This window comes from Microvirga sp. (assembly GCF_014699075.1).
Taxonomy (GTDB): domain Bacteria; phylum Pseudomonadota; class Alphaproteobacteria; order Rhizobiales; family Beijerinckiaceae; genus Microvirga.
On the sequence record NZ_JACXAB010000001.1, the window covers coordinates 492,303 to 515,707 of the forward strand.

Annotated in this window: 18 protein-coding genes; 11 read left to right on the plus strand and 7 right to left on the minus strand. The window is 59.5% G+C overall.

Annotated elements, in window-relative coordinates; translation table 11 throughout:
• Positions 1-19 precede the first annotated feature (19 nt).
• From IC232_RS02530 to IC232_RS02540, 3 genes are all read right to left on the minus strand, one after another.
• The gene (locus IC232_RS02530) at positions 20-2,821 is read right to left on the minus strand and encodes a hybrid sensor histidine kinase/response regulator (protein WP_190843305.1); all 2,802 of its coding nucleotides are present in this window, start codon (positions 2,819-2,821) and stop codon (positions 20-22) included.
• An 836-nt stretch (positions 2,822-3,657) separates the two neighbouring features.
• Positions 3,658-4,344: a response regulator transcription factor gene (locus tag IC232_RS02535; RefSeq protein WP_190843306.1), complete on the minus strand. Its 687-nt coding sequence runs from the start codon at positions 4,342-4,344 to the stop codon at positions 3,658-3,660.
• A 795-nt stretch (positions 4,345-5,139) separates the two neighbouring features.
• On the minus strand, positions 5,140-5,583 hold the full coding sequence (locus IC232_RS02540) for a hypothetical protein (protein WP_190843307.1): 444 nt from the start codon (positions 5,581-5,583) through the stop codon (positions 5,140-5,142).
• Between IC232_RS02540 and IC232_RS32810 the strand changes: the two genes are divergently transcribed.
• Both IC232_RS32810 and IC232_RS02550 read left to right on the plus strand, forming a co-directional pair.
• Positions 5,563-8,166, plus strand: coding sequence for an EAL domain-containing protein (locus IC232_RS32810; RefSeq protein ID WP_190843308.1), 2,604 nt, complete (start codon positions 5,563-5,565; stop codon positions 8,164-8,166). The two genes, IC232_RS02540 and IC232_RS32810, sit on opposite strands and share 21 nt — an antisense overlap.
• Positions 8,167-8,312: 146 nt before the next feature.
• Positions 8,313-9,197, plus strand: a complete 885-nt coding sequence (locus tag IC232_RS02550; protein ID WP_190843309.1) for an aldose 1-epimerase family protein — start codon at positions 8,313-8,315, stop codon at positions 9,195-9,197.
• 15 nt (positions 9,198-9,212) lie between these two features.
• Here IC232_RS02550 and IC232_RS02555 read toward each other — a convergent pair whose 3' ends face one another.
• Complete coding sequence (locus tag IC232_RS02555) at positions 9,213-9,599, minus strand: response regulator (RefSeq protein WP_190843310.1); 387 nt, start codon at positions 9,597-9,599, stop codon at positions 9,213-9,215.
• Positions 9,600-9,669: 70 nt separating this feature from the next.
• On the opposite strand from IC232_RS02555, the gene IC232_RS02560 reads away from it, so the two are divergent.
• Complete coding sequence (locus tag IC232_RS02560; RefSeq protein ID WP_190843311.1) at positions 9,670-9,906, plus strand: hypothetical protein; 237 nt, start codon at positions 9,670-9,672, stop codon at positions 9,904-9,906.
• Between the two features lie 59 nt (positions 9,907-9,965).
• Here IC232_RS02560 and IC232_RS02565 read toward each other — a convergent pair whose 3' ends face one another.
• The gene (locus IC232_RS02565; protein WP_190843312.1) at positions 9,966-10,181 is read right to left on the minus strand and encodes a hypothetical protein; all 216 of its coding nucleotides are present in this window, start codon (positions 10,179-10,181) and stop codon (positions 9,966-9,968) included.
• Between the two features lie 355 nt (positions 10,182-10,536).
• Between IC232_RS02565 and IC232_RS02570 the strand changes: the two genes are divergently transcribed.
• From IC232_RS02570 to IC232_RS02600, 7 genes are read left to right on the plus strand one after another with little or no spacing between them, the layout of a single operon-like run.
• Positions 10,537-12,084 (plus strand): UbiA family prenyltransferase, encoded by a 1,548-nt coding sequence (locus IC232_RS02570; protein ID WP_409564844.1) that lies wholly within the window; start codon positions 10,537-10,539, stop codon positions 12,082-12,084.
• Positions 12,085-12,088: 4 nt separating this feature from the next.
• Entirely contained in the window at positions 12,089-12,544 is a 456-nt protein-coding gene (locus IC232_RS02575; RefSeq protein WP_281413323.1) for a GtrA family protein, read from the plus strand.
• The gene (locus tag IC232_RS02580) at positions 12,541-13,875 is read left to right on the plus strand and encodes an FAD-dependent oxidoreductase (protein WP_190843314.1); all 1,335 of its coding nucleotides are present in this window, start codon (positions 12,541-12,543) and stop codon (positions 13,873-13,875) included. The genes IC232_RS02575 and IC232_RS02580 overlap by 4 nt, the downstream gene beginning before the upstream one ends.
• Complete coding sequence (locus tag IC232_RS02585) at positions 13,875-14,618, plus strand: SDR family oxidoreductase (protein ID WP_190843315.1); 744 nt, start codon at positions 13,875-13,877, stop codon at positions 14,616-14,618. Before IC232_RS02580 ends, IC232_RS02585 begins: the two co-directional genes overlap by 1 nt.
• A 26-nt stretch (positions 14,619-14,644) precedes the next feature.
• Positions 14,645-16,261: a hypothetical protein gene (locus IC232_RS02590; protein WP_190843316.1), complete on the plus strand. Its 1,617-nt coding sequence runs from the start codon at positions 14,645-14,647 to the stop codon at positions 16,259-16,261.
• Positions 16,258-17,874: a hypothetical protein gene (locus IC232_RS02595; RefSeq protein WP_190843317.1), complete on the plus strand. Its 1,617-nt coding sequence runs from the start codon at positions 16,258-16,260 to the stop codon at positions 17,872-17,874. Before IC232_RS02590 ends, IC232_RS02595 begins: the two co-directional genes overlap by 4 nt.
• 2 nt (positions 17,875-17,876) lie before the next feature.
• Entirely contained in the window at positions 17,877-19,499 is a 1,623-nt protein-coding gene (locus tag IC232_RS02600; protein ID WP_190843318.1) for a hypothetical protein, read from the plus strand.
• A gap of 12 nt (positions 19,500-19,511) precedes the next feature.
• On the opposite strand, the gene IC232_RS02605 is transcribed toward IC232_RS02600, so the two are convergent.
• On the minus strand, positions 19,512-20,690 hold the full coding sequence (locus IC232_RS02605) for a glycosyltransferase family 87 protein (RefSeq protein ID WP_190843319.1): 1,179 nt from the start codon (positions 20,688-20,690) through the stop codon (positions 19,512-19,514).
• 212 nt (positions 20,691-20,902) lie between these two features.
• Between IC232_RS02605 and IC232_RS02610 the strand changes: the two genes are divergently transcribed.
• Positions 20,903-22,093: a YihY/virulence factor BrkB family protein gene (locus tag IC232_RS02610; protein ID WP_190843320.1), complete on the plus strand. Its 1,191-nt coding sequence runs from the start codon at positions 20,903-20,905 to the stop codon at positions 22,091-22,093.
• A gap of 218 nt (positions 22,094-22,311) precedes the next feature.
• Here the strand turns inward: IC232_RS02610 and IC232_RS02615 are convergent, their stop codons facing one another.
• A complete protein-coding gene (locus tag IC232_RS02615) occupies positions 22,312-23,346 on the minus strand; it encodes a UDP-glucuronic acid decarboxylase family protein (RefSeq protein ID WP_190843321.1) in 1,035 nt (344 codons plus the stop codon).
• Positions 23,347-23,405: the final 59 nt, after the last annotated feature.

Here is a 23,405-nt window from a genome sequence, read left to right on the forward strand (position 1 = left end):
GAATCTATGAGCTTCATGATTAGGCGGCCTCTTCGAGCGTTCCGTTGAGTTCAGCGAGAGCGGAGAGCAGGCCTCTGCGGTCGATCTTCGAGACGATCTCGGAAATCTGCAGCTTTCTCGCCAAGGCAATCTGTTGCGGATCAGGCTTGACCGTCAGGCCGATTACAGGGGTTGCGCTGTGTTGTGGGTCTGCCCTCAAAGAGGCAACCAGGGCAAAGCCGGAATGACCTGAAAGCTCAAGATCTGTGACGACCACGTCAACATGCAATCCGTTCGAGAGCAGGCGAACAGCGTCCTGGGCGGTCGAGGCGGTCTGGACGCGGTATCCAGATGCCTTGAGAACCGGCACGAGCATATCCCGGAAGAAGGTCGAGCTGTCGACGAGGAGCAGAGACCGCTCCGGTCCGCCCTTTCGCTCCTTGCGCGACCATGTTTCAAGAACCATCGGCAGGTAGTGCGCGACATTGACGATCTCGGTTGTTCGACCTCTGACAACGGCTGAACCGACGAGATCAGAGCGTTCGGCGAGAAGTTCGATATCGAGTTTGTCCTCCACAATATCGACGATCTCGGCCACGGCCAGACCCATCGACACATCTCCGTCCGAGAACACCAGAAGCGACTGCATGCCCTCACGTTTGATCGCGAGTTCTTCGTCACAGGAGACCAGGGGCATCAGGCGCCCGCGGTATTGAACGACGGGGCGACCACTCGACCACTCGATCGTGGATGCTTCGATCTCCTCAAGGCGCGTCACCAGAGAGAGCGGAACAGCTTTCAGGCTCTCACTGCCGCCACGGAAGACAAGTAGGCTTGTCATTTCGTCCGCAGCAACGACCGCCTGCTCAGGGTTAGCGTCGCTCTGGAACTCGTTGCGGTCCGACTCCGAACCCACCATGCGCGCAAGTCCATTGGGATCAATGATCAGCACGACGGCGCCGTCGCCCAGGATAGTGTTCCCTGAGAAGAGTTGGATGTGCCGCAGCTTCGAGGACATCGGCTTCACCACGATCTCCTCGGTGTGAAACACACCATCGACAAGAATGCCGAAGCGCTGATGAGCAACCTGCGTCACCACCACGAAGCCATGATTGGCGTCCTCATTTCCCGACAGTCCCATGACCTTCGACAGCGGCACGATTGGCAGCAGGCGGTCGCGCAGGCGCAGGATCGGCGTTCCGTTGATGCGCTCAATGGAATGCTCGGAGGTGGGCGACACCCGGACGAGCTCCGATACCGCTATTTGCGGAATGGCGAAGCGCTGATCCTTGGACGACACGATGAGCGCTGCCACGATGGCGAGCGTCAGTGGGATTTTGATCGTGAAGGTTGTTCCTCGACCCTGCTCCGAGCGAATATCGACGGTTCCGCCGATCAGTTCGATGTTGGTTTTGACCACATCCATGCCAACGCCGCGGCCTGAGACGGATGTGACCTTCGCGGCTGTCGAGAAGCCAGGATGGAAGATGAACTTCGCCACCTGGGCATCGCTCATCCGCTCTAGTTCGGCATCGCTTGCAATTCCGCGTTCAGCGGCCTTCTTCCTGATGGCCGCGAAGTTCAGCCCCTTGCCATCGTCGGCGATCTCGATCGTGATCGAACCGCCTTCATGGTAGGCATTGAGACGGATCGTGCCCTTCTCGTGCTTGCCGCCAGCCTTTCGTTCGGCCGGGCTCTCGATTCCGTGGTCTGCCGAGTTGCGGACCATGTGGGTGAGAGGATCCTTGATGACCTCCAGGACCTGCCGGTCGAGCTCCGTGTCCGCGCCCTGCATCACGAGCTCGATCTTCTTCGAGAGCTCGTTCGAGAGGTCGCGAACGACGCGAGGCAGCTTCTGCCATGCATTGCCGATCGGCTGCATCCGGGTCTTCATCACCCCGTCCTGCAACTCGGCCGTAACCTGCGACAGACGCTGCAGCGGCACCTTGTAGCCATGATCCTCCGAGCTGCGTCGGGCGATCTCAAGCAGCTGGTTCCGGGTCAGAACGAGTTCGGATACCATCGTCATGAGGTGTTCGAGGGTATCCACATTGACGCGGATCGTCTGAACCTTGCCGGAGAGCCCTTCTCCGGCCTCTCCAGCCTCGGCTGGTTCGCCGCTCTTCTTGGGAGCTGCAGGCGCTGTGGCGGCAATTGTGGGCGCCTGGCTTGGTGCCTTCTCCGCGGGCTTGTCAATCACGAGAGGAGCCGGCCCCGGGGCCTCGCGGAACGCGCGCTCCAGTTCATCGAGTGAAACCTCGCCAGCCTTCAACGGGCGCTCAAGCACCTGATAAGTGAGGGTACCAGCCGTCACGTCCTTCGCTGGACCAGGAGCCTCCTGAAAGGCGCGCTCCAACTCATCGAGGGAGACCTCGCCCGGCTTCAGCTCCCGTTCGAGCACTTGGAGAACTACGGGGGCCGAGGTTTGCACCGTCTGCGGAGCCGGAGCGGCTTCCGGAACAGGTGGTTCTTGCGTTGCCATCTTGTCCAGCAATGCGATGAGGTCGCCGTCGGATCCTTCTGGCTCGGTTCCTTGACGCTCGAGTTCCCCGAGAATTTCCTTGATGCGATCAAGGGTGCCAAGAATCAGCGAAACGGCAGGAGTCGTGACCGGCATTCCATCCCGGAACTTGCCCATAAGCGTTTCGGCGGCATGGGCCAGTGCTTCGAGCCGGGGCAGACCAAGGAAGCCGCAGGTTCCCTTGATTGTATGAACCAAGCGGAAGATGTTGCTGAGGATCGCTTCGTTGTTTGGATCCTGCTCGAAACGAACCATCTCCACGTCGACCGTTTCGAGGTGCTCATTGGTCTCGGTAAGAAACTCAAGAAGAAGGTCGTCCATTGCCGTGTCTCAACTCTTACTATGTGAACTGAACGGCGCCGGTTGTCTGGCGCTTCAGATTGGGAGAATCGTTCGGCCTTCACGCCGGCAATAAAGCGCTGAACCTCATGTTCAGGCCTGGGAACTGAAAGGCAGGTGTCGGTTTAAGATTGAAGATCAGGGAAGTGCCCGCTGCGCATCAGCTGCATGCAAACGGCAACCCGCGAGTTCTAATCGTTATGACAATGCCCCAGTACGCCTCATTCACTACATCACTTTGTCAGCCACCGAGGCTGGTCTGCTGGCCTCGATCATTGCTTCGATTGTTCTCAGACGAAACTTTGATCCGTTGAGCTTTAAGCCTCTTGGGTCGCAGCCATGACGTTGAGTAAGAATAAGGCGGCGTTTCCTGCAATAGAGTTAACGTCCGGGGAGGATGAATGCTGAATCGACGTGATTTCAGATAAAATCGCCCTGCGAAACAGCATCATTGTTGCGTTTGACACTGCTCCCACGTCTGTAGGCCCCGATGTATCTTCTACCGCGGTCATTAATGCCATCCGTAGCGGTCTGGCACATTCAATCTGAAGGATCCGTCGATCAGCGAGAGGATCTCAGTGCTGGAGTGTCGCAAAGGGTCCGCAGATACTAAGCTGTTAGCAATGCACGATGCAGTCAGAAATCACAGGCTCGGCAAGTATGATCACGTCGGGGATGCGAGCTGCCGGCTCACCTTGCAGTGGGTGGCTTGAACCAAGCCTGAAAGCTTCCAGGGATCGCTCTTGTCCTGTACGAGCGTCAAACGCATACAGCTCCCGCAGATAGTTGAGGGAGCTGTACATTCTACCGACGAAACTTTAGGCCGCGATTCCTACGTAGGAATAGCCGATGTACCGCTTGGCATCGATCGGATCGTAGCCGAGGCGCTGCCGCAGCTTTTTGCGGAGTTTGCTGATGTGCCCCTCGACAACACTGTCTTCGACATCATCGCTGTAGATCCCGTAGACCGCGTCGAAGATCTGCTTCTTGGTGAGCCGGTGCCCCTTCTTGCGGACCAGATACTCTAGGATGTGCCTCTCACGGCGTGGGAGAGAAAGGGGAAGACCATCGATCTCCGGATCACGTCCATCGAAGAAGACCTTCAGCCTGTCGCTGTTGTCCTGGGCCTTCTTTCCCGCGCTTGCGTTCACGCGGCGCCACACGGCTTCGGTCCGTGCGAGAATTTCCCGGACATGAACGGGCTTACGGACAACATCATCAAACTTCGCGGTGAAGAGTTCCAGGGTCTCTTCCAGAGAGCGGACGTCGCTCAAGGCAATGATGGGTGCCTTCGAATAGCGCCGGATGCTTTCGGCGGAATGAACCCGCTCTTCGAAGGTGCCCAGCACGAAGCCCTGAACGGCTTCCAAATCGGAGTCGGAAGCCGTCTCAAGCCAATCGCTGAACTCGTCTGCGTATAAGCCAAGGGAGGATATGCCTTCACGCTTGAAGCTCGCAACATATCCGGACGTAACCATCTGCCGGTCATCGACGACGATATACATGTTTTCTGCCCCGCCTTAGTAATTAAGTGCGTTTAATGATCTTATGCTTACCGCTCACGTTTATTTACTTGATTCAGTTTCGTTAAGCGGCTGAGGCAGAAACTATATTTTGGCCCCTCAACGGACAATACGTAAATAATGGGAGTTGTTACTCGCTTATGGTTAACGCTCCTTAACGAACGTTAATCAAAGCTTTCATAGGCAGAATGTCTCATGCGATCTTGTCAGGAACGCGCGAGCAGAAGGCTCAAGGGATTGAAGGATCTAAGATTTTTCGAGAGATGGAACTCAGTTCCCTCCCATGTTTCTTCCGGAGGAGCCGTTATGATTTCATGTAACTACGTAGTTCCCGAAATTCGAGCCTACGTAGAACCACCTACGCGGTCTGCGAAGACAGCAGCTGTTCGAGGTCGGATTGCGTGAAACATGACCCAGATTACTGAGAGGAAGAACTCCTGCAGGCGCTAGTGACGGCGGTGTGCCATAATACCGAGCGGGCACCTGTAGACGCAGCGGGTGAGCCGGATGTGAGGCCTCTGTTAACCCTAAAGCGTGGTGTCACGGCGCCACTTCTTGACCTTACGAAAGGTGGCAATTACCTCATTTGTTTGAAAATCTTTCAATCATTAGAACCAAGAGTTTATCAGCACTATGGCAGGTCCTCGCTGAGGATCAGCATGACGCACTGCCATTTTACCGGTCAGCCCGGATCATAGGTTTGCAACGGATCGAGTGAATGCTCGAGGCATGATGCCCCTCCGTTGAGTCGGCACATCCGACATTTCTGAAAAGCTCCTATGCTTCCCAACGGGCAGTTTTCACATGCAAGAGTGTTCTGGTCACAGCGAACTGCCACATTGGGAAGAAGTTGAACGCTTGGCTGCGCTCCAGAGGTTCGACATTCTGGATACCACTCCGGAAATTGAGTTCGACAATATTGCGAAGATAGCGGCTGAAATCTGCAGTACCCCGATCGCCTATATTTCGTTCCTTGACGAACATCGGCAGCGCTTCAAGGCCAGGATTGGACTGGAACTGACAGAGACTCCTCGCGAGAACTCGGTTTGCAATCATGCCATCCTGCAGCCTGGGCTTTCTGTCGTTTCCGATTTGAGCCGTGACCCCCGCTTCAAGGACAGGGTTCGTGTCGAAGGCGAGCCAGACGTAAGTTTCTACGCAGGAGTTCCACTCCGAACGAGGGATGGCCTGCCACTCGGGATGCTCTGCGTTCTCGATCACGTCGCACGCCCTGAGGGCCTCACTGAACAGCAGGGAGAAGCGCTTACCACGCTTGCCCAAGCCGTCATGTGCCAGCTTGAGTTAAAACTCTCCAGCAAGGCGGCAGCGGAAAGCGAGGAGTTCACGCGTCGCCTTCTGGCAAGCTCCGACGACTGCATCAAGGTTTTCGACCTGAAGGGGCGTCTCCGCTTCATGAGCCAAGGCGGCATGCGTGCCATGGAAGTCGAGGATTTCCATGCGATCAAGGGCCGCCACTGGACTGAGATCTGGAGCAACATTGCCGGGGAGGACACCAGCGCGGCCATCAAAGCCGTGAAGTCGGGTGGGATCGGGCGCTTTCAGGGCCCATGCGCAACGATGACAGGAACCCAGAAGTGGTGGGATGTCGTTGTGACTCCCATCATGGGACAAGATAGCATCCCACAGGGTTTCCTTTGCATCTCACGGGACATCACCGAATTTTGCGCAACCGAGGAGCGCCTTCGGAGAAGCGAAAGGCGTCTCCGTACCCTTGTGGATGCAATGCCTGCATCCATGAGTTCCCCGCAGATTGTCTGGTTTAGCGCTCCGGATGGAGATTTCACCTATTGCAACGATGTCTGGTACGAATACACCGGCTTTCGCTCCGAAGACGGGCCGACTGGTGGCTGGATTTCGGTTATTGATCCCATATACCGGGAGCAGATCCTCGGTGTATGGCAGGACGCCCTCGGCAAAGGCACATCCTTTGAAATAGAGATGCCCTTGCGTCGTGCCTCGGATGGCATGCACCGCTGGTTCATCGTGCGTGGCCAACCCTTGAAGAACGAGCAGGGTCGGACTGAGCAATGGTTCGGCATTGCCATGGACATTCACGAACGCAAGCAGTCGGAGCAGGCTCTGAGGAAAAGCGAGGAGCGTCTGCAACTCGCCTTGAAGGCCGCCCACATGATCGCGTGGGAGTTCACCCCGCAAACGGGAGCAACCACCCGCTCCGAGAACTCATTGGCGCTGCTTGGCATCAGGCCCGGTGCCGACAGGACCTTCATGACGGGCATCCACCCCGATGACCATCAGAAGGTCGAAAGCTTCCTGCGGGAGATCCAGTCCGAGGGAGCCAGTTCCACCGAGTGCCGCTATGTCCTGCCCAGCGGAGAGATACGATGGTTGCGTGCACGAGGCGAGCAGGCCGGGCCTGATCGCATCGTGGGCGTCACCTTCGATGTCAGCGAGCAGAAGGAAGCGGAACAGGAAATCTGGCGCTCAGCCAATCACGATGCTCTGACCGGTCTTCCGAACCGCACCCTGTTCCAGCATCGGCTCGATGCGGCTCTTGATCATGCACGGCAAAATGGCACAAGTGTCAGCCTGCTCCTGATCGACCTGGACGATTTCAAGGACATCAACGATACCCTTGGTCACGATGCCGGGGACGCTCTGCTACAGGAAACGGCTCGCCGCCTCTCTACCATGGTGCGTGGCTGCGATACCGTGGCGCGAATTGGCGGAGATGAATTCGCAGTACTCGTCGTCGATCCGCTGAAGCTGGAGAACGCGACAAGGCTTGGTTCGTTGATTGCCGAACTGCTTCGACAGCCCTTCATCTATCAAAAGCGGACATTGATCAGCCGCGTGAGCATCGGCATCGCCGCCTATCCCGATCATGACGGGAATCCGGCTGAACTCATCAAGGATGCCGACATCGCGATGTACCAGGCGAAGTCTCAGGGGCGGAACCGGGTCATTACGTACACTCCTGAGATGCGGAACGTCATCGAGCAGCGCGTTTCTCTCGGGCGCGACATGCGCGAGGCCATCTCCAACGATGAGATTGTTCCTTTCTATCAGCCGAAGATCTGTCTCACGACAGGGGAGATTATCGGACTTGAGGCGCTGGCACGCTGGCAGCATCCGGTCGAGGGCATTCTTACCCCGGGATACTTTGGCGCTGTATTCGAGGATCATGATATCGCAGCATCAATCGGCAAGCAGCTGATCACAAAGGTTGCTGCAGATGTGCGCGGCTGGCTGGATCAGAACCTCTTGTTTGGCCGGGTCGCCCTGAACCTCTCACCGGCTGAGTTCAGCCAAGCGGCCATCGTCGACAACCTTCTGCGAACGCTTGACCGGTTGAGTGTGCCAGCCTCAACATTCGAGGTGGAGGTTACGGAAACCGTTCTTCTTGGCAGGAACTCGGACAACGTGTCTTCGGCCCTCGCTGAGTTCCGCCGGCAGGGGATCCAGATCGCGCTGGACGATTTCGGAACCGGATATGCCTCCCTGACACATCTGAAGCAGTTTCCGGTCGATCATATTAAGATCGACAGAAGCTTCGTCCGGGATCTTGAACAGGACTCCGATGACGAGGCGATCGTTGCGGCGGTTATCAGCCTCGGAAAGAGCCTGCAGCTCCAGGTTACGGCCGAAGGGGTGGAGACGCATGGACAGGCCAGGCGACTGCGCGATTTGGGTTGCGATCATGCCCAGGGCTTTCTGTATGCGAAGCCCATGGCCGCCTCGCAGGTTCCGGATCTCGTCAGCCGGTGGAACTCCATGCTTGTGAGGCCCCGCTCCGACAAGATGGCAAAACTGCTCGGCAACTAGGCATGGCACACAGCGTGTGATGAGACAGAGAAAGGTGCCCGGCCTTCTTGAGCCCCCTTCTGCCTTGTCCATCATGCTTCCGGCCCCATCTGCCTGTCTGCGCCTTCATGCTAAGACCGGCATCAAGGGAAAAGGGAGCTTGAAGAATGAGCGTCGTCATCTCCAGTTCACAGCTGCGTGCACAGGTGTCTGCCGATGGGGCCGAGCTCATTCGGCTTCAGGATGAGCAGGGACGTGACTGGTTGTGGGACGGAGACCCTGCCGTCTGGACCGGGCGCTCTCCCCTGCTCTTTCCGATCGTCGGGCGCGTGAGGGATGACCGCATTCGTGTCGATGGCCGAGAGTACGGATTGCCCAGGCATGGCTTTGCCCGCACGTCACGCTTCGACATAGAAGAAGCTCATCCATCTCAGTGCCGCTTCCGTCTCCGCTCCAACGAAGCCACGCTCTCGCGCTATCCGTTTCCCTTTCAGCTCGATGTGAGCTATGCGGTTGAGGGCGCCACTTTGGGCATCGCCGCGAGCGTGACGAATACCGGCTCCTCCGGCATGCCTGTCTCATTTGGCTTCCACCCGGCCTTTCGGTGGCCCCTGCCCTATGACGCCCCGCGCGCGGCCCATGACATTCAGTTCGAGCAGGAGGAAACGGCACCGATCCGGCGGCCTCTTGAAGGTCTGATGAAGCGTGAACCTGAACCATCACCTGTGCAGGGGCGCACCCTTGCTTTGCGTGACGATCTCTTCGAGACGGATGCTCTTGTGTTCGATCAGCTGAGAAGCCGTTCCGTCGAGTATGGCGCGCATGACAGCGCCTCGCTTCGCGTCGACTTTCCTGAAATGCCGCATTTAGGCATCTGGACCAAACCGGGAGCAGGTTTCATCTGCATCGAGCCTTGGCAGGGCCATGCGGATCCGCAAGACTTTGCGGGCGAATTCTCGGAGAAGCCCGGGGTTGTTTCCATTCAGCCTGGAGAAACGCGCCGCTTCGCAATCGGTGTAACTGTCAAGCCTCCCGGTCGGTCGCCGGTGTAAACGACTGGCTGAAATTCAATGGCTCGTCACGAGGTCGCGGATCTGCTTCACGACATCATCGCTGCAATAGGGTTTCGGCACGAAGCGCCCGTCATCGGGAAGCGTCTCAGGACCTGGACGGTGATAAGCTGAGGAAATCAGGAGCGAGATGTGCGGCCAACGCTGCTGGACGTTCTCAGCGAGGTCGAGCCCGTTCATGGAACCTGGCATATCGATGTCCGTAAAGAGAACCTGCACGTCATCGGAGCACGATTCCAGAACCGCCAAGGCGACATCGGCATTAGCAGCCTCAAGGACGTGAAAACCGGCATCCTGCAGATCGTCGGCCGCTGCCATGCGCACAAGCGGTTCATCTTCGACCAGCAGAACGACAGGAGAGCGGTGTGAATAGCTGTTCATCATGAGGCTTGGAACGAAACTAACCTATGTTAGTTCCTACTGCTCAGGTGGTTATCGAGCGGGGGATCGCGCCATGACGTCGCACAAGTTCAAAGTCGGAGACCGAGTACATCTGGTCAAGCTTGCAAGCACCAACACGGTCGAAGCTTTTCTGAACATGGTGACAACCACCGATGCGACACGCCCTGACGACGTATGGGAGGTCACCCGTCTATTGCCGGCCGATCAGGCAGGCTTCCAGTATCACGTGCGAGGGACCCATGAGGGTCCTGCGCGTCTCGTCCGTGAAGAGCAGTTGCGGCCTGTCTAACCAAAGCTTCGGCATAGTGTCACCGCAGGCGGTCCTGGCAGACCGCCATGCAGGATGACTTAGCCTGCCTTGCGGAGGAGAATGTCCGTCTCATGCTCGGCTTGTCCGGAGGCTGAATGCCGGCGGCGGAAATCGTGAAGCTCCTGCCTCACCGTCTCCAGAACAGGGTCGAAGGCTGACCCATGCTCTTTGGCGATGTCGACGAGGACATCGATTGCCCGGAGCAGACGCTCCTCGGTAACAGGCTCCCACTTGCGCCCCGACCACTCGTCCATCTCAGATCCTCCTCATGGATTGAAACAGACACTGGCCCAACATCCTTGCGGCTTGGTTAAAAGCGATGGTTAACGTTTTCTGCTCTGAGCCAGCGCCTGTTGCTTTCCCGGGTGCAAGCTTCAGGCTCACATAAAAACCGTTCATGAAACTTTTTACAGCCGCGTTTGTTGGTTTGCCGTCAAGTTCTGCCCGATTGCCATGAAACGACGAGTCCGGTCAGCCAGATGACGATGCTCACTGGCGGAAAGGAACAGAAATGGCTTGGCATGGAGCCGCTCTGCTCCATGTACACAGCGGCAGAATGGGCGAAAACACGTTCTTTGATGGCTTTTAAAAAGGGAGCACGGGCTCTTGGTGCAATCTGAACTCAAACCGCAGACCTTGCCCCATCGTGCCCGCAACCTCAGCTCTCGGGGGCGCTCCGAGCGCCGGTACGAGAGGGATGAGGCGCATTGGAAAACCCTTGAGATTGAAACGCCCGTGCAAGAGGGGGCCCGCCCTCTTGTGGTGGATCTTGACGGCACTTTAATTGCCTCCGACCTGCTGATCGAGACCGCTTTCTCGGAGCTGGGCCGCCGACCGCAATCCGTTGTCGACATGCTGATGGCTCTCTCCCGCGGCAAGGCCGCTCTCAAACACCGTCTGTCCGAGCCTGTCGATTTCGATCCGGGAACGTTGCCGTACGACCCCGAGGTTCTGAGCCTGATCCGCCAGGCTAAAGCGGCAGGGCGTCCTGTTTATCTGGCTTCGGCCAGCCATCAGCGTCTGGTGGAGAGCATCGCCGATCACCTTGGCCTCTTCACAGGATGGTTTGCTTCCAGCGAGACCACGAATCTGGCCGGCCGCAGGAAGGCCCAGCAGCTCGTCGAAGCTTTCGGCGAGCGCGGGTTCGACTATGTGGGCAATGACGCCGCCGATCTTCCCGTCTGGGAGAAGGCGGCCAAGTCGATCGCCATCCGCACCCCTGCCGGCGTCCGGAGACGGCTTGCCCGCCAATGCCCCGAGGCGGAGCACCTGACCCATACGCGCCCGACGTGGCGGACCTGGGCCAAGATGCTGCGCGTGCATCAATATGCCAAGAACGCCCTCATCTTCCTCCCGCTCCTGGCGGCTCATTTGTTCACGGTGGAAGCCGTCACCCAGGCCCTGCTGGCTTTCGTGGCCTTCTCGCTCTGCGCCTCGAGCATCTACATCCTCAACGATCTGGTGGATCTGCAGGATGACCGGGGGCATCGCAGCAAGTGCAATCGTCCCCTGCCGAGCGGCGCCATCCCGCTGATGCATGGTGTCATGGCTATCCCGGCTCTCCTTCTCGGGGCCTTGGCCGTCGGGTCTGCCGTGTCGCTGTCGTTCCTAGGCGTGCTGCTGGGCTATTTTGCCCTCACCACCGCCTATTCCTTCGTACTCAAGCGCATGATGGTGGTCGACGTGATCACCCTGGCGGGCCTTTACTCGGTGCGGGTGATCGGAGGTGCCGTTGCGGCATCCGTCGCCGTGTCGGAGTGGCTGATCGCCTTCAGCATGATGATCTTCATGTCCCTGGCCCTGATCAAGCGCTTCGTGGAACTGGCAGCCCGGCGCGACGCCAATCTCCCGGACCCGACCAGCCGTGACTACAAGAACAGCGACCTGGACATTGTGGCCGCCCTGGCTGCGGCTGCGGGCTTCAATGCGGTGACGATCTTGGCGCTCTATATCTCAAGCGACAGCGTGAACGAGCTCTACTCGCGCCCTCAGCTTCTCTGGCTCGTGGGACCGCTTCTCATGTTCTGGATCGCCCGTGCGCTGATGCTCGCCGGGCGGCGGGTCATGGATGACGATCCCGTGGTGTTCGCCATGAAAGACAAGGGCAGTCTGTTAACAGTGGCAGCTGCTGTTCTTGTTATTGTAGCGGCCATCTAAAGCGATGACTTCCCTTCGCTCGCTAAAAGCATGGGTCAGGACAGACAGTCGCCGGATCGAGACGACGATGTTTGTCCGCTATATCCTGTTTGCCGTCATCGCGACGCTGGTCAATCTGGTCACCCAGGAGATCGTCATCCGGATCACCCCTGTGGCGCCTCTGACCCTCTCCATTCTCATGGGAACAGCCGCCGGCTTCGTCCTCAAATACGTGCTCGACAAGAAGTGGGTGTTCGATGATGACTATGGGGGACATCGGCAGGAGTTCCAGAAGATCACCCTCTATGGCGCCTTCAGCGTTCTGACCACCCTGGTCTTCTGGGGTTTCGAGGTGGCCTTCTGGATGATCTGGCAGACGGATCTGGCAAAATATGCCGGTGCGGTGATTGGACTTGCCATCGGCTATGCCGCCAAGTTCATCCTGGATCGGACCTTCGTGTTCAAGGAGCGACAGGCATGACGGAACTCGCCGGTTGGGGACGCTACCCCCGCCATCCGTCAGAGACCCTCAGCCCCCCGTCCCCCAAAGCCCTCTCCTCCCTGATGGCCTCCAGGACCGGTCTGGTGGCCCGCGGCAACGGACGCGCCTATGGCGATGCCGCCATTGGAGAGCGGGTCACTCTCATGGCCCGAGGGCTCGATCGCATCCGGGCCTTCGATCAGGCGACAGGCCGCATCCAGGTGGAGGCAGGCGTCCTCCTCTCCGACCTGCTCGACGTCGTGATCCCCAAAGGCTTTTTCCCTCCCGTCGTGCCGGGCACCAAGTTCGTCACCATCGGGGGCATGATCGCCTCGGATGTGCACGGCAAGAACCACCATCGGGATGGTGGGTTCGGCGACCACGTGGAAAGCCTGACCCTGGCTCTGCCGGACGGAGGTGTCGTCACCTGCTCGCGCGACGAGCATCCCGAACTGCTGTCCGCCACGATCGGCGGGATGGGGCTGACAGGCACCATCCTCGATGCCACCTTCCGTCTCCGGCCCATCGAGACCGGGTGGATGCGCCAGACAACCACCGTTGCGCGCAATCTCGACGGCGCCATCCGAGCCCTGCAGGAGACGAGCCGCGCCACCTATTCGGTGGCCTGGATCGACTGCCTGGCCCGTGGGGCTTCGCTGGGCCGTTCGCTCATCTTTGCGGCGGAGCATGCCACTCAGCGAGACATAGATGCCCTACGGCCTGGAGCCGAAACCTATTCCTCTTCCAAGCTTGGGCGCCTAGGCGTTCCGCTCGACCTGCCCTCCTTCACCCTCAACCGCCTGTCGGTGTCCGCCTCCAACGAGCTGTACTTCCGGGCAGGAGCGGTAAAATCCGGCTATCCCTTCCTGGTTCACTGGAACCCCTATTTCTTTCCCCTAGACGGGATCGGCAGCTGGAACCGGATCTATGGACGGCGCGGGTTCCTGCAGCATCAATGCGTCATCCCCACGGCACAGGCGCAAGCGATCCTGGGCAGCATCCTTGAGCGCGTTTCCAAGCATGGGAACGCATCCTTCCTGGCCGTGCTCAAGCAGCTGGGCGCAAGCCATGGCGATCTCTCGTTCCCGCTCGAAGGCTTCACCCTGACTCTCGACCTGCCGGTGAGCGACGACGTTTTCCCCCTGCTCGACGAGCTTGACCGCTTGGTGGTCGAAGCCGGGGGGCGGCTCTATCTAGCCAAGGACGCAAGGCAATCGCCTGCAACCTTCGAGGCCGGTTACCCCGGATTGTCCCGCTTTCGCGACCTGCGGCGGGCCATCGGCGCAACCGGCCGGATTTCTTCGCGTCTGTCGGTACGGCTGGGCATCTGATGCAACCTTCAAAAACCCTTCTCTTGGTCGGCGGCACCTCCGATATCGGGCGCGCTACGGCACTTCACTACGCTCAGGCTGGATGGCACGTGCAGCTCGCCGCCCGCAACGAGGAGGAAGCCAGTCGCAACGCCGACGATATCCGCGCGCGTACCGGCGCCGAGGTGACGGTGCACAGGCTCGACATTCTCGAGACCGACGACTTCGGCAGCTTCGCCAACAGCCTGCCGACGCTGCCGGATACGGTGGTGTGCGTCGTCGGCGAACTGGGCGATCAGGCAAAGGGCCAGGCCGATAGCGCCCACGCATCCCTCGTGCTGCGGACGAATTTCGAGGGACCGGCGCTTCTGCTCGGGTTGCTCGCCGAGCGCTTCCTGGCACGCGGATCCGGCACCATCGTCGGCGTCAGTTCCGTGGCGGGTGACCGAGGGCGCGGATCCAACTATCTCTACGGCGCCGCCAAGGCGGGCTTTACGGCGTTTCTGTCTGGCTTGCGCAACCGCTTGGCGCCCAAGGGCCTGCGGGTGGTGACAGTCAAGCCCGGTTTCGTGCGCACGCAGATGACGGCCGGCATGAAGCTGCCTCCCGTTCTGACCGCGGAGCCCAGCGAGGTGGGACGTGCCATCTTCACGGCAGCCGAGAAGAGCGGCCGTGACGTGATTTACGTGCGCCCGATCTGGCGGCCCGTCATGATGGTGATCGGCAGCATTCCCGAGCGTTTCTTCAAGCGCTTGCGCCTCTAAAACCTGAGGCACGGAGGACAGGAACCATGCGGCTCTGGACTGAGCGCCCCATAAAGGTGGGTCCGATTCTGCTCGTAGCCGCGGCCCTCCTTGCCCTGCTGCTCGCTCTTCCAGGGCAAACCGTCACGACCCGCTACCTGAACGACCTCTTCGTTATTCTGGATGGAGCCTACCGGGTCGCCGCAGGCCAGGTGCCGAACCAGGACTTCCACACGCCTCTAGGTCCGTTTGCCTACTATCTGACGGCTGCAGGTTACGCTCTGTCGGGAACGCTCGGCGGCACCATGCCCACTGCCATGGCCCTGATCACGCTCCTGGTCGCCCTGCCGATGGCGCATGTCCTCAGCTCGCGGCTTCATCCATTCATTGCCATCCCATACGGGCTGTTCCTGCTCCTGATCATGGCAGTGCCCGTCAATCTCGGCGAGGGCATCACCTCCCTATCTTTCGCCAAGTTCTACAACCGGATCGGCTGGGCTGCCTTAGGCGTGCTCCTCGTGATGCATCTCCGCCCGGTCCGCATCGATCGCCGCCAGACGATCCTGGATGCGGCCTGTGCGGTCGCCCTGACTCTGCTGATGCTCTACACGAAGCTCAGCTACGGTGTTGTGGCTCTCGCGTTTCTTCTACTCCTGCTCTCGGACCGACAGCAGCGCCTCTGGTCTGCCGGTGCTTTGGGAATCACAATCCTCGCCGCGCTGATCATCGCGCTCGTCTGGCAATCGTCACTGGCTCATCTGGCTGATCTAAGATTGGCTTTCGACGTGGGCGGCGGGTTGCGCGGCACCTGGGGGCAGATCCTGGACCATGTCCTCGTCAACCTCACGGACTATGTCCTTCTGTGCCTGTTTGCCGGGATAGCCCTTTACCGCACCCGCAGCGTTCGGGATTTGCTGTTCTATGTCTTCTGCGCCGTGGCAGGATTTCTGATCATCAATCAGAATTTTCAGGCTTGGGGCATCATCATGCTGCATGGCGCGGCAGCTGTCGCTGCAGAGACGATCCTGCGGTCTGAGGACCACCGACCGAGAGCCGTCGATCATGGGAATTGGTCGACAACCGCAGGCGCGAGACTGCTCTTTCTCGCCGTCGTGTTGCCTACTATCGTTTACTGCCTGGCAGCACTCGGCCTTCACACGATTGCGGCGAGCGTTAGGGCAGGCATCTCCGTCCCGCTTCCCAATCTGGAACAGGTTCGGGTGGCGAATCTCTGGACTTGGAGCGACTACGATACGGCCACGGCCTATCAGGACGTTCTGCGTGATGGCTTCGACGCACTCTCAAAACTCGAGCCGAAGCCGGGCCGAATCTTCGTGCTCGACACAGGCAATGCATTCTCGATGACGCTCAGCGCTCCTCCGGCGCGAGGCGACACTCCATGGCTGCAATGGGACCGCACCCTCGGCAGCGCAGGCTACATCCCGGCTGAGTCGCTGCTGGCCGATGTGCAGTTTGTGCTGGAGCCTAAACCTTCCGACAATCCGGATGCCGCGAAAGGACCGCTGCCACAGCTTCAGGCTGCGTACGGCCCCTACATCGCAGCTCATTTCGATACCGTCGGCGAGACGCAGCATTGGAAGCTGCATCGGCGCCGCCCTCCCTCAGTTCCTGAGGCGACCTTGCACCAGGAGCGTCGTTCATGATGGCTCCCCCCGGACGGCCTATGCCCTGGATATCCGGCACGCTCCTCTGTGGGGCGGCCGTATTCGGGTTGCTCCTCGCTCTGCCGGGCCAGACCGTGACGACTGCCTACCTCAACGACCTTTTCATCTTTCTCGACGGTGCACATCGGATCGCGTCCGGTCAGGTTCCCAACCGCGACTTCCACAGCGCGCTGGGCCCGCTCTCCTTCTATGTGCCGGCTCTCGGATACTGGATATCCGGCAGCATGGGCGGCACGATGCCAACAGCCATGGCGGCCGTGACCGTTGGCCTTGCTTTGCCGATGATCCACATCCTCGGTTCGCGCCTCCGACCTGCGGTGGCAATCCCCTATGGTCTGTTCCTGCTCCTGATCGTCGCCGTTCCCATGAACCTCGGCGAGAGCATCGCGTCCTTGTCGTTCGCGATGTTCTATAACCGGATCGGATGGGCAGCCCTCAGCCTGCTTCTCGTCATGTATCTTCAGCCCGAGAAGCCACACGGCCGCCAGCACCTGCTCGATGCACTCTGCGCCGCCGCTCTCGCCCTGCTGATGCTCTACACCAAGGCAACCTACGGACTGGTCGCCCTCGCCTTTCTAGGCTTCATGCTGTTCGACGCCGTTCAACGTCGCTGGGCGCTGTGGTCTCTCGGATTGCTTGTGCTCTCAATCCTGTTGATTGAAGCCGTCTGGCAGTCATCGCTCACCCATCTTGAGGATCTCGCACTCGCGGGCCGGGTGAGCGGAAGCCGCGGCATCGTCGATCTGTCGCTGGCTTTCCTTCGGCATTTGGCTGATTATGTGCTCCTCGCCATCTTTGCCGGCTTGGTGCTGTGGCGTTCCCGCAGCCTTCGCGATCTGTTGTTCTTCGGAATTTGCGCCGGCCCCGGCCTGATCATCCAGAGTCAGAACTCCCAACCTTGGGGAATCATCACAGTCTTCACCGGCGCAGCCGTCGCGACGGAGTTGCTTCTGCGCTCTTGCCGGCTCAACAATCAAGGAGAGAGCGGGATCTCAGCCCGAGGGGCTCCGCTCCTGCTGCTCGCTTTTCTCCTGCCGACGAGCCTTCACTGCTTCATGGCGCTTGGCGTTCATGCCATCGCTGCCACGGCGCGAATAGGTGAGCCTTTCGGAGTACCTCGCTTCGGTGAGCTGAGGCTGACAACCCTTTGGCTGCCGGGCGATCGCAGTTTCATGGACGACTATCTCATGAGCATCCGGGAAGGCGCGCGCCTTCTGAACGAACTTCCCGTGAAGCCCAAGAACGTCTCGGTTCTGGATTTCGCCAATCCTTTTTCGGCAGGCGTCGGTCTGCCCCCCTCCCGTGGCGATTACGCCTGGCTCCACTGGGGACGCAACATCAACGACGTCCACCACCTGCCTCCGGAGCGGCTGCTCGGAGAAGTCGATGTGCTCATGGTGCCCAAGGCCGGCATCAACGGCATCCCGCTTCGTAATCTTTACGCAGCCTACATCCAAGAGGTATTTGATCCCATCCACCGCACCGATCAATGGACCGTGTACAAGCGCCGTGAACCGAACATGCTCAGCAGCGTCGGTCGGTCGTTGGAACATGCGCAGCCATCCCGTGTTGGGGCTGGGGATGGATTGTGACCATGAATGTTTCGACGATACGCCCGGCAGCCGTGGCGGCGCTCATCATTGCTGTGGCGGCAGTCTGCGCCCTGCTGCTTACTTTGCCGGGCCAGACGGTCACAACACGTTACCTGAACGATCTGTTCATCTTCCTTGATGGCGTGCACCGCGTGAGCGAGGGGCAGGTTCCGAACCGGGATTTCCATACAGCCCTCGGTCCTCTCGTCTATTATGTGCCGGCCCTAGGCTACTGGATCTCCGGCCACCTGGGCGGCGCCATGCCTACAGGCATGGCTCTTCTGGTTCTCTTGATGGCACTTGCTGCAGCCCATATCGTGAGCTCGCGCCTGAGACCTGCCATCGCCCTGCCGTTTTCCGTCTTTCTGCTTCTGGTCGCAGCCGTTCCCATCAACCTGGGCGAGAGCATTGCCGGCCTGTCCTTCGGCATGTTCTACAACCGGGTCGGTTGGGCGGCTCTCGGCTTTCTGTTGATCCTGTATCTCCGGCCGCTCCACCGCCGCTCATTTCAAAGCGTGCTCGATGCCGTCTGTGCGGCGTCGCTAACTCTCCTCATGCTGTATATGAAGCTCAGCTATGGATTGGTGGCGCTTGGCTTTCTCATCCTGATGCTGCTCGATTCGCAGCAGCGGCGATGGGCATTGGCAGCATTCGGCATGGTTCTGACAGGAGGGCTGCTGATCGAGTCTTTCTGGGGCGCAACCGAAGGTCACATCGACGATCTTCTTCTGGCAGGTGGAGTGAGCGGCAGCTTCAAAACCTTGGATGAACTCGTCTCGGTGTTTCTCAGGAATCTGTCCGAGTATGCTTTCTTTGCCCTCTTCGCCGCTCTCGCGCTCTGGCGAACACGAAGTGTCCGAGATTTCCTTTTCTACGGATTCTGCGCCGGCTCCGGCTTCCTGCTGATCATGCAGAACTTTCAGGTCTGGGGCATCGTCACCCTCCCGGCCGCAGCAGCCGTCGCGGCAGAGTTGCTGGCTCGATCCGCGCCGGAAGCGGCTACCAGAAAGGCTCCGGCCTTGGCCGCAGGCACTCAGCTTCTGCTGCTGGCCTTCGTCTTGCCCAGCAGCGTCCATCATGCCGCGACCCTCGGACTTCATGCCGCTTTGGCCGCCACAAGCCAGGGTCAACCGGTGCCTTTGCCGAAGCTCGATCGCGTCAGGCTCGTGCAATTGTGGACGGAAGATAATTACCCGGTCTTCTCCCGCTACCTCGAAAGCCTCGGCGACGGTGCCAAGGCCCTTTCTGTGCTTGGCGCTGAGGCTGGCCGAGTCCACGTTCTCGATTTCGTAGGCCCCTTCTCCGCAGGTCTCGGCCTTGCGCCGCCGCGGGGTGACAGCACGTGGCACCATTGGGGGCGCACGATCAACGAGCACCACTACCTTCCTCCTGAGACGCTCTTTCAGAACGTGCGCGTCGTCATGGAGCCGAAATGGCCTGTTGAATTCTCAACGGCCGAAGGCTTGCGGCAGATCTATGCAGGCTACCTGTCCGATCATTACGACCTTGAAGAGGAAACCAAGGACTGGAAGGTCTATGTCCTGCGTGAGCCTGCGGAAACCGTCAGCCGGGCCCCTGAAGACGATCGAGATGAGCAGGAGACATCGTCCTCAAGCGGCGGCTGACGGCGCGCATGCTCAGGAGACGCTTGGCGTGTAACGGCGCTCGGGCACTGGTATAGCGGTCGATCTCCGGTTTTCATCCTGCCGGATGCGACGCCACTCATCGGCTATGAGGATCGCAAGGCACAGCACCAGCGCCCAGCCATATACGGAGCCTAGTGTCAGCTGGATCCAAGCCGGCTTACCCAGTTGGTCGATGATGAAGGGCACCGGAACGATGAGCAGGAGCGCAACGATGCGCATGGTGGGCTGGTGCCAGCGCCTCACGATCACGGGAAGCAGGAACAGCGTGTAGTGAACCCAGCCGAGCGGCGACGCCAGAACTGATGCCAGGAGCGCGAAGGCGCTGACCGTGAGAACATCGGGCCGCCGCCACAAAGCCCAGACTGCCAATCCCGCTAAGAGAATAAAGCCAAGCACGAGACCGAAGGATGGGACACCGGCCCGCGCCGCGAGGCCGGCAAAGGACCCGTTCGTGAGGAACAGGGCGCGGTCCCCGTCTGCGGCCACGAGTTCGAACCACTGGCGATAAACCTCTGGCCCATAGATCACCAGCGGGATCAGGCTGATGGCACCTGCCGTGACGAAGGCAGCAATCGCCGACCGATAGTGTCCTGACAGCAAGAGCAGCACGGGCCAAACCAGAAAGTTCGGTTTCATGGCGACGACCGGCCCGATGAGGAGCCCCGCCCAGAGCCCCGCTCCGCGCTCAAGCAGCAGCCATGCTGCAATGCCGGCGAGGACCAGCGGCAGGTAGATCTGTCCAAGAAAGAGCGTATCCCAGAATCCGGCGAGCGCGAAGGTCCACACGGCAATGATCAAGGCCTCGACACGATTGCTGATCCGACTGACGAGAAGAAGGATTGCCACGGCATAGACAGCCACCGAGATCCAGCGCCAGACTTGGTAGGCCACGTAGGGATCGGCCGCATCAAAGGCCTGGAACAAGAGCGCGGAAATTGGCGGATTGAGGTTGGGGTTCCACGACTCGAACCCCGGCAGCTCCACACGAAGAGTCAGCGGGTAGATCCCATAGGGGTTGAGCCCCTCGCTCGCTGCTCGCCCGGACGCCACGAAGGATCCGAAATCCCAAAGGCCGGGCTCGTGGATGATGCGGGGAAGTTCGGCGTTGATCACAAGAAGAGCCGCAATGACAGTGAGAAGGCCTGTAACCCAGCGCGTCGCTGCCGTCATTGCTGCTCCTTATGGTCAAGGCTGAGATGGACTTTTTTGGTTGTAGTGCAGCCCTGTTGGAAACCTATCCCTGCAAGGGTTTGTTTCAAACCTCTGCGGCAGATGCCTTTGGTGATCAAGCAACTGATTGGAACCGCTGCCTTATTTGCAAGGTTTACGGATGAGCCCAAGCCGTTTCGGCTGGCAATCGACAAGTGAGGCTGAGTCTGACTATGGCGAATAATCCGGCTGTCCAGCAACCTGGAACGCAGCAATCTTCCTCAGCCGCCACGACCATGTGGGCCGTGGTTCTCGGCTGGGCCCTCGTGAGGCTCGTCGCATCCGGGGAGCGGCGGTCCGCTCCCGCTGCAGCCAGACGCCCAGCGCGGCGCCCTCAATCGCAGGGAGCAAGCGAAAACCGCGATCGCGACACCGGCTTCTCGGAGAAGCAGCATGCCCCACCGCATGCAGCCAACGAGCAGGGCCGTGGGCGCAGCGCGGACACGCCGACCGAAATTCCCTCCCAAGGTTGGAAGGACATCCTGTGGCGCACCTATGAGGAATTCGGCAAGGACCGGGTGATGTCCGTTGCCGCTGGCGTAACCTATTACGCGCTCCTTGCCATCTTCCCGGCCATTGCCGCCTTGGTTTCGCTCTACGGCCTCTTCGCCGATCCTGCCTCATTGCAGGAGCATCTCAACACCCTGTCCGGCGTCCTCCCCAGCGGCGCCCTCGATATCATTCGCGAGCAGGTCACGCGGATCGCCTCGCAAGGCGGAGGGACCTTGGGCTTCAGCTTCGTGATCGGTCTCGTCATCTCGCTCTGGAGCGCGAATGCCGGCATGAAGGCCGTCTTCGACGCCCTCAACATCGTCTATGACGAGGAGGAGAAGAGAAGCTTCATCAAGCTGAATCTGATGTCTCTCTCGTTCACCTTGGGAGCAATCGTCTTCATTATCCTCGCCATCACCGGAATCATCGTCCTTCCGATCCTTCTTGATTTCATCGGTCTGGGCAGCAGCCTCGAATGGCTGTTGTCGCTGGCACGTTGGCCGGTCCTGCTGCTTGTGGTCGTTCTCGGACTGTCATTGGTTTATCGCTACGGTCCGAGTCGCGACAAAGCGGAGTGGAAGTGGGTCACGCCGGGCGGCATTATCGCTGCCGTGCTCTGGCTTGCCGTTTCGATGTTGTTCTCCTGGTACGTCGCCAACTTCGGCAGCTACAACGAGACCTACGGCTCATTGGGCGCGGTGATCGGCTTCATGACCTGGATCTGGATCTCCAGCGTCGTTGTCCTGTTGGGTGCCGAGATCAATGCCGAAATGGAACACCAGACTGCCAAGGACACGACAGAGGGCGGCCACCAGCCCATGGGTGCCCGTGGCGCGCAGATGGCGGATACGATCGGCGTCGCGAAGAGCTGACCCAAGCCGTATTCAAGCGAAAGGGGCGCTCCTGTGCGAGCGTCCCTTTCTTTATGCTCCGACTGCTGTGAGCAGATCTTAATGGAAGCCGGCTGGATCAGGCGCATCGGCCTTTCAAGGCTATCCGCGAGCTAGGACGGATCGAAGCAGCAAAAATGCGCTGACTGTCGCCAGCGCATTCTGAAGAATCTCCGTTGGAGCAGTAGGAAGGAGACCTACTAGGCCTGTCCCATTGGGAACGCACTCTCCAGGACAGGCGATATCCTATTGGATTTTCCGTCGTGAGCCCTTTCGTCGGAGAACCACGCGATGGTAGCCTTCAGACCGACCTCAAGAGTTGTGCGTGGAGACCAGCCGAGGAGCTGCTTGGCGCGCGTGATGTCGGGACGGCGGCGGCGCGGATCGTCAATCGGCAGAGGCCGAGTGACGAGGCGAGAGGACGAGCCTGTCATTGCCAGAACCTTTTCGGCAAGGTCGCCAACGGTCAATTCGATCGGGTTGCCGAGATTGACAGCACCCGGGAATGCGCCCTGATAGGCCATGAGCCGGAGGAACCCATCGACGAGATCGGACACGTAGCAGAACGAGCGCGTTTGGCTTCCGTCTCCATAGATCGTGATGTCCTCCCCGGCCAAGGCCTGGCAGATCACGTTCGACACGACCCGGCCGTCATCGGCGCGCATACGGGGCCCATACGTGTTGAAGATCCGCGCGACCCGGACATCGGCACGACCGGAACGGTCAAAATCGAAGGTCAGGGTTTCGGCAGCGCGCTTTCCTTCGTCGTAGCACGCCCGAGGACCTGTGGGATTGACATTGCCCCAGTAGCTCTCGGTCTGCGGATGAACTTCGGGATCGCCATAGATCTCACTTGTAGACGCAAGGAAGAAGCGTGCCCCGATGTCTTCCGCGAATGTCAGAAGATTGTGTGTGCCCACAACGCTCGTCAGCATCGTGTGCTCGGGATCGGCTTGATAATGGGGCGGCGAGGCTGCGCAAGCGAGATTGTAAACCTCGTCGAACTTGACACGCTTGGAACGCAGACGGGCCGGCAATGGCTTGATGATATCGCTATCGACGAGTTCGAAGCGGGGCTCCCGCTCCAGATGACGGAGATTTTGCTTCCGACCTGTTTGAAAATTGTCGAGAACAACCACGTGAGCGCCTTCACTGAGAAGAGCATCGCAGAGGTGGGATCCTAGAAATCCAGCACCACCCGCAACAAGGACGTGCTTGTTTTTGCCATTCGTCATGCGAACGCTCCTTCAGACCGGCAATGGGGGTCTCGAGGTACAAACCTTTTGGTCCAACG

Bases quoted from the DNA above. Each gene is read 5' to 3' on its own strand.
- IC232_RS02605 (WP_190843319.1), bottom strand. From the start codon at position 20,690: ATGACGGCAGCGACGCGCTGGGTTACAGGCCTTCTCACTGTCATTGCG.
- IC232_RS02600 (WP_190843318.1), top strand. From the start codon at position 17,877: ATGAATGTTTCGACGATACGCCCGGCAGCCGTGGCGGCGCTCATCATT.
- IC232_RS02560 (WP_190843311.1), top strand. From the start codon at position 9,670: ATGACGTCGCACAAGTTCAAAGTCGGAGACCGAGTACATCTGGTCAAG.
- IC232_RS02610 (WP_190843320.1), top strand. From the start codon at position 20,903: ATGGCGAATAATCCGGCTGTCCAGCAACCTGGAACGCAGCAATCTTCC.
- IC232_RS02580 (WP_190843314.1), top strand. From the start codon at position 12,541: ATGACGGAACTCGCCGGTTGGGGACGCTACCCCCGCCATCCGTCAGAG.
- IC232_RS02565 (WP_190843312.1), bottom strand. From the start codon at position 10,181: ATGGACGAGTGGTCGGGGCGCAAGTGGGAGCCTGTTACCGAGGAGCGT.
- IC232_RS02615 (WP_190843321.1), bottom strand. From the start codon at position 23,346: ATGACGAATGGCAAAAACAAGCACGTCCTTGTTGCGGGTGGTGCTGGA.
- IC232_RS02575 (WP_281413323.1), top strand. From the start codon at position 12,089: ATGACTTCCCTTCGCTCGCTAAAAGCATGGGTCAGGACAGACAGTCGC.
- IC232_RS02555 (WP_190843310.1), bottom strand. From the start codon at position 9,599: ATGATGAACAGCTATTCACACCGCTCTCCTGTCGTTCTGCTGGTCGAA.
- IC232_RS02595 (WP_190843317.1), top strand. From the start codon at position 16,258: ATGATGGCTCCCCCCGGACGGCCTATGCCCTGGATATCCGGCACGCTC.
- IC232_RS32810 (WP_190843308.1), top strand. From the start codon at position 5,563: ATGCTCTGCGTTCTCGATCACGTCGCACGCCCTGAGGGCCTCACTGAA.
- IC232_RS02585 (WP_190843315.1), top strand. From the start codon at position 13,875: ATGCAACCTTCAAAAACCCTTCTCTTGGTCGGCGGCACCTCCGATATC.
- IC232_RS02535 (WP_190843306.1), bottom strand. From the start codon at position 4,344: ATGTATATCGTCGTCGATGACCGGCAGATGGTTACGTCCGGATATGTT.
- IC232_RS02530 (WP_190843305.1), bottom strand. From the start codon at position 2,821: ATGGACGACCTTCTTCTTGAGTTTCTTACCGAGACCAATGAGCACCTC.
- IC232_RS02550 (WP_190843309.1), top strand. From the start codon at position 8,313: ATGAGCGTCGTCATCTCCAGTTCACAGCTGCGTGCACAGGTGTCTGCC.
- IC232_RS02590 (WP_190843316.1), top strand. From the start codon at position 14,645: ATGCGGCTCTGGACTGAGCGCCCCATAAAGGTGGGTCCGATTCTGCTC.